Raw genomic sequence first — 6,852 nt, forward strand, 5'->3', positions numbered from 1 at the left:
TATTCAGTAAAATTATTTTACTGGTTCAACTGTATCTAAGTAAGTAAACTTGCCGTCTTTTACAACCTTGATTACTGCACTCTTTACTGCATCTCCGTTTCCATCAAGGGTGATAATGCCTGCTGCACCCATAAAGTCTGTTGTTTGAGCAATGGCATCTCTAATCGCCACAGAATCAGTAGAGTTTGCTCTTTCAATAGCATCCAGAATCACTAAGTATGCGTCAAATCCGAGAGCAGTAACAGAAGCTGGCTCCTGGTTGTATTTCTTTCTGTAAGCATCCAGGAATTCCTTAGATTTTTCAGTGATTGGCACTTCGGAAGTAAAGAAGGTAGAGAATACAGCCCCTTCTACTGCGTCTTGACCGATATCAATAAATTCTGGTGTTTCCCAAGTATCTCCACCAAGGATTGGAATATTAATCCCCAGTTGTTTTGCTTGCTTCATCAGCATTGCAGATTCTGTAAAGTTACCGGGAGCGAAGATTACATCCGGGTTCAATTGCTTGATATTTGTCAGCTGAGCTGTAAAGTCCTGGTCTCCAGTATTGTAGCTTGCACTGCCCACGATAGCGTTTGGATCGCCAGTAAGCTCCTTAAATGAATCTGTGAAGAACTTAGCAAGACCTACGGAATAGTCTGAAGATACTTCTTGGATAATAGCAGCTTTCTTTGCCCCAAGCTTATTGATCGCATAGTTTGCCATAACAGTTCCCTGGAATGGATCGATGAAACAAACTCTGAAATAATAGTCATTGTTTAATGTTACCAATGGATTTGTACAGGAAGCACCTACTGCAGGAATCTTAGCAGTCTTTACTGCATCCCCTGCTGCCATGGATAAAGAACTTCCCCAGCTTCCAATGATGGCTGAAACCTTTTCTTTTTCAATCAAACGGGCAGCGGCACTGGCAGCTTCTACCTTATCTGATTTGTTGTCAACGATAACCAATTCTACTTTTTTGCCTAACACGGTTGGGTATAGCTCATTTGCCAATTTAACCCCTTCCAGCTCAATGGCACCGCCTGCTGCATTCGCTCCGGTGAGTGGTTCAAAAACCCCGATTTTAATTACATCTGCCTCTGCCGGAGCTGGCTGCTCTGCGCTTTGTGGAGCTGGTTTTGCACAGCCTGAAAAGGCCAATACTGTAATTAGCATCAATGCGATTACTACAGATATCTTTTTGTTTAGCTTTTTCACACTTTCTCCCCCTTTTTCACTCATTAATTTATATTTATGTATAAAGCCAATTCCCGTCTTTGTCTTTAATACCCCCTTTTATGAAGTATTCTTAATAAAATTGTTACAATTTCTTAAAAATTAATTCTATTTAAGTATTTTAGCACATCTATTTATTGAAAATCAATATATATGTACTTATAATGCAATAATTTTATATATAAAATCATTCATATTGCTTTTCATCCTATAATACATGTCCTTTAAAATATATGCATTTTTATATTGTGAATATACCTGGACATCCGAAATTAACAGCATACAGAATAGGCTTACAACAGAATGTGAAAAATATCTATGATACTTAACTGTTCCAATCTGAGGTGACATCTATGGATTTAAGGATTATTGAAAAATTTAACTTTGTAGACAATATCAAACCCTTTGCAACATCTTTGATCATCCTAATCATTTCTTTTTTTCTCATACGGCTTGTAATGTTTCTTACGGGTAAAGTAATTGAAATTACCAAATTTAACGAACAGCGGGAACAGACAATCAAAAGTGTAATTGACTCTCTGTTTTCTTATTTCATACTGACTTTTGCTGTATTAAACATATTGAGCGAATTTGGCTTAATTCGAAAAACTACAGTACTTACCGGAGCTGGCATTATTACACTGGTTGCCGGATTGGGTGCTCAAAACCTGATCAAAGACATTATTAACGGCTTTTTCATCCTTTTTGAACGACAAATGAAGGTAGGAGATTTTGTAAGTATTAACGAACAGTATCTGGGTACTGTAGAGGAAATCGGACTCCGGGCTACTGCCATACGGGAATGGTCCATGAAAAAGGTCTATATTCCTAACGGCGAAATTAAAACCTTAAAAAATTACTTCAAAGAAAGGGCTAGGGTTATATTGGAGGTGGTAGTCCCCTTCGAGGAGGATCAGGAGCTAGTGGAAAAAACTCTAAAGGAAGTATGCAGCTATATCAATGAAACCTATGCAGACAAGCTCTATCATATTGGAAACATCAGCTATGCAGAATTCAGTCTTTATGGCATTATGTCCTTAGACGGCAAAGCAGGGGGGGCAAAATACATTATTACCGGGGTAGTAAATCCCCACGCACAATGGCTTTTGCGTAACAGGGCTTATGAGCATATTTTAAGAGTATTTCGTGAAAAAAATATTCGTATCGCCTATCCGACGGTAGAGATTCGTCAAAAACCGTCTGTGGATGAATTTCTACCACATGACCTACAAGAGGAAATAAAAATGGATGATCTCAGAAAAGAGTGATCATCCTTCTATAGATTTATGCGTCTGCAACAAGATGTTATTTTGTAGGGCAGACCTGCGTGTCTGCCCGCTTTTTCAGGACGACACATAGGTCTGCCCCCATAGGCGTCAACTTAACCCATAATTTGTCATCCTGAGCGGAGTAAAACGGAGTCGAAGGATCTTTAAGCTAGATGACATATTCTGATAATCAAAAGTAATCTTGCTTATGTTCTATAAGATTCTTCGCTAACCCTCAGAATGACATGCTTCTAAGGTTTATTTGGGAATATTTAGATTAAGTTGATGCCTACGGGTCTGCCCCTACATTTATTTTTCATTTTACTGGCGTAAATCTATATTTAGAGTTTTTCTATTAAGTCAAATAACTCCTGTTTGCTTTTTGGTATCGGCAGTTCTTGCAGGTGGGGCTTACCCTTTAACAAGACTTCATATACCTCTATAATCCATGGTTTCTGCAAATCTGCTTCATTGAGTATTTTTTCATTCCGAAAAATCTCTTCCGGAAGTCCCTCTGCAAAAACGCTTCCATCCTTCATGACAAAAACATAATCTGCCCATGTATATACCCTATCTATGTCATGGGTCGACAAGACAATGGTCTTTCCCTCTTGGTTCAATTGATCGAAAAAAATCATTAACTCTTCACTGGTTTTAGGGTCTACAAAAGCGGTAGGCTCATCTAGAAAGATTACCTCCGGTTCCATTGCAAGAATATCCGCAATAGAAACACGTTTTTTTTGTCCCCCACTCAAAAAATGAGTGGGCCGATCCTTTAGATCCACAATATCTGCTTTAATCAATGCTGTCATTACCTTTTCCTTAACCTCATCTTTTGGTATACCCAGGTTAATAGGACCAAAGGATACCTCTTGAAAAACACTGGCGGAAAATAGCTGTGTATTGGGATCTTGAAAGACAATGCCTACTCTTTTCCTCAAGTTAAGCAACTCTTTTTTTTCATAGGATATCGGTTGACCGTGATAGTATATTTTACCTTTTGTGGCTTTGTGTACTCCGTTTAATGTCAAAAACAGGGTTGTTTTTCCTGCTCCATTTGGGCCAACAATCCCAATTTTTTTCCCCGTTTCAAAGGCAATCGACAGGTTTTTGAGGGCTTTTGTTCCATCTGGGTATGCAAATTCCAATTCCTCTGTCTGAATAATATATTGTGTCAAAACATCCCCTCCATTATTTCTTCCCTCTATATTATAACAAGATTGCCAGTCCAATGAAAAACATTTCTGCTATGATAATCCACCGAATATTTTTTGTGCAGTAAATATATTCCTCTTCTAAGACCTCTATATCTCCTGAATACCCTCTTGTAGATAAAGCAGTAAAAAGTTCATGAGATCTCTGAAAGCTTTTAATGAAAAGATTGGAAATAAGTTGTCCGAGGGAGTAGTAGCTTCTTGAAATAGAAATGTACCCAAGTCGACATTCCTGTGATAGATACATCATCGATGCAGTTTCCAGCAGAACAAAAATAAAACGATAGATAATCGTCATCATCTCTGTAAGCACGCGGGGTATCCTCATCTGCTTCAGTATCCAAATAACATCAACCATTGGTGTAGTGAGCGCAAGAAAATATAAACAGGTCACTGAGGCATAGGCTCTTGAAAAGGTTACTAAGGCTTGGTCAATCCCCGCCTTCTCCACTCCAAGCATCCACTTTCCCACCGGAAAACCAATTGTTATAATAGAAGGAGTGTTTGTTATCGTGAGGGCAATTCCCAAAACCCCTACTGCCAGAAATGTAAATGGTACAAGCATAAGTTTAAGATAAGCTTTCCATGGTATTCCTGCATAGACCAATATCAAAAACGACATAAAGGCTATTACCAAAAAGTGTAATAACCATGTCTTGAAGAACATACACACCATGAGCGTTCCTATAGATAATGCAAACTTCTCAAGGGGATGAATGTGCTTTAATCGATTGATATAAGCATAATGGTCAATGGAAATCATGAATTTGTCACCGCTTTATTTTTATTCTTCCCTACCATATATCCAATGTAATAGGCAATAAATCCCGTTCCAATGGCAGCCTGCAGCGCAAAAAGCAAACTTTCGATTTCACCGCTGGGCGGTTCCCAGAATGATTCAAACCACGGTTCGTAGTCTGGCTGCAACGTTGTAATCATGTCCTCTGCTTCTCCATCAGCACCGCCATATTCTGCATCAGGCAACATTAAGAGAGGAGCAATGGAGATGACTACTACCATTAAAACCAGCAACATGTTTTTCTTCCAGAGCTTCATGCTTTTTCCCCCCTTAATAAATTCAACTGATTGAGTTCATTTTTATGATAGGATGCCAGCAAATTATATATGACAACTGTCAGTAATCCTTCACTGATCGCCAGCGGTACCTGAGTTAAAGCAAAGATACCCATAAACTTACCGATCGCCGCAATCATCCCTACTTCTCCTGGAAAAGCTATACCCAATTGAATAGATGTGACAATATAAGTGACTAAATTTCCACAGGCAGTGGCTACAAAAACGCTAACTGCCTTAGAGGTACCCATCTTATTCATAGTCTTGTACAAAACAAAAGAAGTTATCGGCCCTGCAATACCCATAGAAAACACATTTGCACCTAAGGTAGTTAATCCTCCATGGGCCAGCAAGAGTGCCTGAAATAGTAAAACCACCAAAGCCATTACACTGCTGGCAGCCGGACCAAACAATATGGCTCCTAATCCTACACCGGTAGGATGAGAACAGCTTCCCGTCACAGAAGGCAGCTTAAGAGAAGATAAGACAAAGGCAAAGGCACCACAAAGACCCAAAAGCATTTTTATGCTGGAATTTTCATCGCTAATTTTCTTTATAGATCTTATGCCCATCCATATAAAAGGCACTGATACAGCAAACCATAGGGCTGCCCACATAGGCGGCAGAAACCCTTCCATAATATGCATTGCATAGACCTCTTGAGTGCTGAATAATACTGCTATGAATGCAAAAACAGAAGTATAGGGAATATACTTTTTGATATGCATTTTTCCTCCTCCTTCATTACGATTACGAATTTGTTATTTAAACAAAGGACAAAATAAAAAATCTAACTTGGAGTGTTAGATTTACGATAGTTCATCACTTCATGTGATTATGTACCATATTTCCTTCCCTCCGAAGGTCCCAAAGTAAACATAGGCAGGTTTCCTGGCTTGCGTCTTATCCTACTTCCTCGTCTTCCCCATGTTTGAGTGACATATTGAGGTTTCGTATACGCTTACAGTAGCGGGGGCTGCACCGGATTTCAACCGGATTTCCCTATTCTCCTCCATAGGAGGCACCTATATTTGATATTTATTATTCTCTTTTATCATTATATTGGATTTACACAAACTATTCAACAAACTTGCATATTCTGCTGTTTCTGCTTACTATTTTCCTAGATTTCCTATCTATTTGACGTTTTTTTTTGCATATTCTATTTATTATCTGTACTATATTATTACTGTTCAGCTATAAAATCTCTATAAAATTGTATAACTTTTTCTCATTTTGTTTCGTGATTAATGCCTTCTCTTCCGTATTTTCCATAACCACATAAGTCTCTATTTCTGTAGTTACGATTTTATTAATCATCATCAGGTTGATAATATAGGATTGATGGGACCTAAAAAAATGCCGATTATCCAGCTTTTTTTCAATGGAATTCAGGCTGGTATTCAGGCTGAAAGTACCCTCAATGGTTACCATGTCTGTTTTTCGGCCATTTTTTACAAACATTATGATATGCTTCTTCGGCATAAACAGTCTCTCCATGCCATTCTTGACACAAACCTTCCCATGTATTAGCTTTGATCCTTTGACTTCTTCCACCTTATTCAACTCCCATTGTATTCCGCATATTTTCCCCTATTATATCAAATTCTCAATATCACTACAACTTTAAGGCGAAACAGCCTTCCATAGAAAAAAACAGAGTTTTATATTTTCTTGCAGAAAAATGTTATTTTATAGGATTTTGGGGTAAATTTTCAATATTGTTTTTAGTATACACTAGGTAGTTGCAGAATGTGGTTTCCATTTATCCACAGGAGAAATAGTATTTATGCGACAGCATAGGAAGATATAAACATGAAAAAAGGCATAGCAAAGCAAAGGGGCAGCTAAACCTCTAACTTTAAAGATTTAATCTATGCGATTGAAGATTTGATGGCAAGTGGATTCCTATGATCTTGCTGTGTTTTAAACAAAAGCATAAAAGCGATGAGCTGAGAGATGCAGGCTAGGAGAATGTCAGATTTGAGTGATACTGTGTTTCGAACCTTTGATGATTTAATTTGGATGAAATTCTTAATCTGAGAAATGGATCTTTCAACAATGGTTCTGAGTTTGAA

Annotated in this window: 8 protein-coding genes and 1 riboswitch; of the genes, 1 reads left to right on the forward strand and 7 read right to left on the reverse strand. The window is 38.2% G+C overall.

Going from position 1 to position 6,852, the window contains the following annotated elements:
- Positions 1 to 12: 12 nt before the first annotated feature.
- The gene (locus BUB56_RS05535; RefSeq protein ID WP_330392564.1) at positions 13 to 1,200 is read right to left on the reverse strand and encodes an ABC transporter substrate-binding protein; all 1,188 of its coding nucleotides are present in this window, start codon (positions 1,198 to 1,200) and stop codon (positions 13 to 15) included.
- 371 nt (positions 1,201 to 1,571) lie between these two features.
- Between BUB56_RS05535 and BUB56_RS05540 the strand changes: the two genes are divergently transcribed.
- Positions 1,572 to 2,486 (forward strand): mechanosensitive ion channel family protein, encoded by a 915-nt coding sequence (locus tag BUB56_RS05540; RefSeq protein WP_110940375.1) that lies wholly within the window; start codon positions 1,572 to 1,574, stop codon positions 2,484 to 2,486.
- Positions 2,487 to 2,827: 341 nt separating this feature from the next.
- On the opposite strand, the gene BUB56_RS05545 is transcribed toward BUB56_RS05540, so the two are convergent.
- From BUB56_RS05545 to BUB56_RS19645, 6 genes are all read right to left on the reverse strand, one after another.
- A complete protein-coding gene (locus tag BUB56_RS05545; protein ID WP_110940376.1) occupies positions 2,828 to 3,664 on the reverse strand; it encodes an energy-coupling factor ABC transporter ATP-binding protein in 837 nt (278 codons plus the stop codon).
- A 31-nt stretch (positions 3,665 to 3,695) separates the two neighbouring features.
- Entirely contained in the window at positions 3,696 to 4,463 is a 768-nt protein-coding gene (cbiQ, locus tag BUB56_RS05550) for a cobalt ECF transporter T component CbiQ (protein WP_110940377.1), read from the reverse strand.
- Entirely contained in the window at positions 4,460 to 4,756 is a 297-nt protein-coding gene (locus tag BUB56_RS05555) for an energy-coupling factor ABC transporter substrate-binding protein (RefSeq protein WP_110940378.1), read from the reverse strand. Before BUB56_RS05555 ends, cbiQ begins: the two co-directional genes overlap by 4 nt.
- Complete coding sequence (locus tag BUB56_RS05560; RefSeq protein ID WP_110940379.1) at positions 4,753 to 5,502, reverse strand: energy-coupling factor ABC transporter permease; 750 nt, start codon at positions 5,500 to 5,502, stop codon at positions 4,753 to 4,755. The genes BUB56_RS05555 and BUB56_RS05560 overlap by 4 nt, the downstream gene beginning before the upstream one ends.
- A gap of 136 nt (positions 5,503 to 5,638) precedes the next feature.
- A riboswitch (cobalamin riboswitch) is annotated at positions 5,639 to 5,818 on the reverse strand.
- 153 nt (positions 5,819 to 5,971) lie between these two features.
- Positions 5,972 to 6,331 carry a LytTR family DNA-binding domain-containing protein gene (locus BUB56_RS05565; RefSeq protein ID WP_110940380.1) on the reverse strand — a complete coding sequence of 120 codons (360 nt, stop codon included), beginning with the start codon at positions 6,329 to 6,331 and terminating at the stop codon, positions 5,972 to 5,974.
- 317 nt (positions 6,332 to 6,648) lie between these two features.
- On the reverse strand, positions 6,649 to 6,852 hold a 204-nt coding region (locus BUB56_RS19645), incomplete at its 5' end, for a hypothetical protein (RefSeq protein WP_278319459.1).

The sequence above is a fragment of the Geosporobacter subterraneus DSM 17957 genome (assembly GCF_900142145.1).
Classification (GTDB): Bacteria; Bacillota; Clostridia; order Peptostreptococcales; family Thermotaleaceae; genus Geosporobacter; species Geosporobacter subterraneus.

What these genes read in the sequence shown, in the direction of transcription:
- BUB56_RS05540 (WP_110940375.1), top strand. Translation starts at nt 1,572, where the DNA reads ATGGATTTAAGGATTATTGAAAAATTTAACTTTGTAGACAATATCAAA.
- cbiQ (WP_110940377.1), bottom strand. Translation starts at nt 4,463, where the DNA reads ATGATTTCCATTGACCATTATGCTTATATCAATCGATTAAAGCACATT.
- BUB56_RS05555 (WP_110940378.1), bottom strand. Translation starts at nt 4,756, where the DNA reads ATGAAGCTCTGGAAGAAAAACATGTTGCTGGTTTTAATGGTAGTAGTC.
- BUB56_RS05560 (WP_110940379.1), bottom strand. Translation starts at nt 5,502, where the DNA reads ATGCATATCAAAAAGTATATTCCCTATACTTCTGTTTTTGCATTCATA.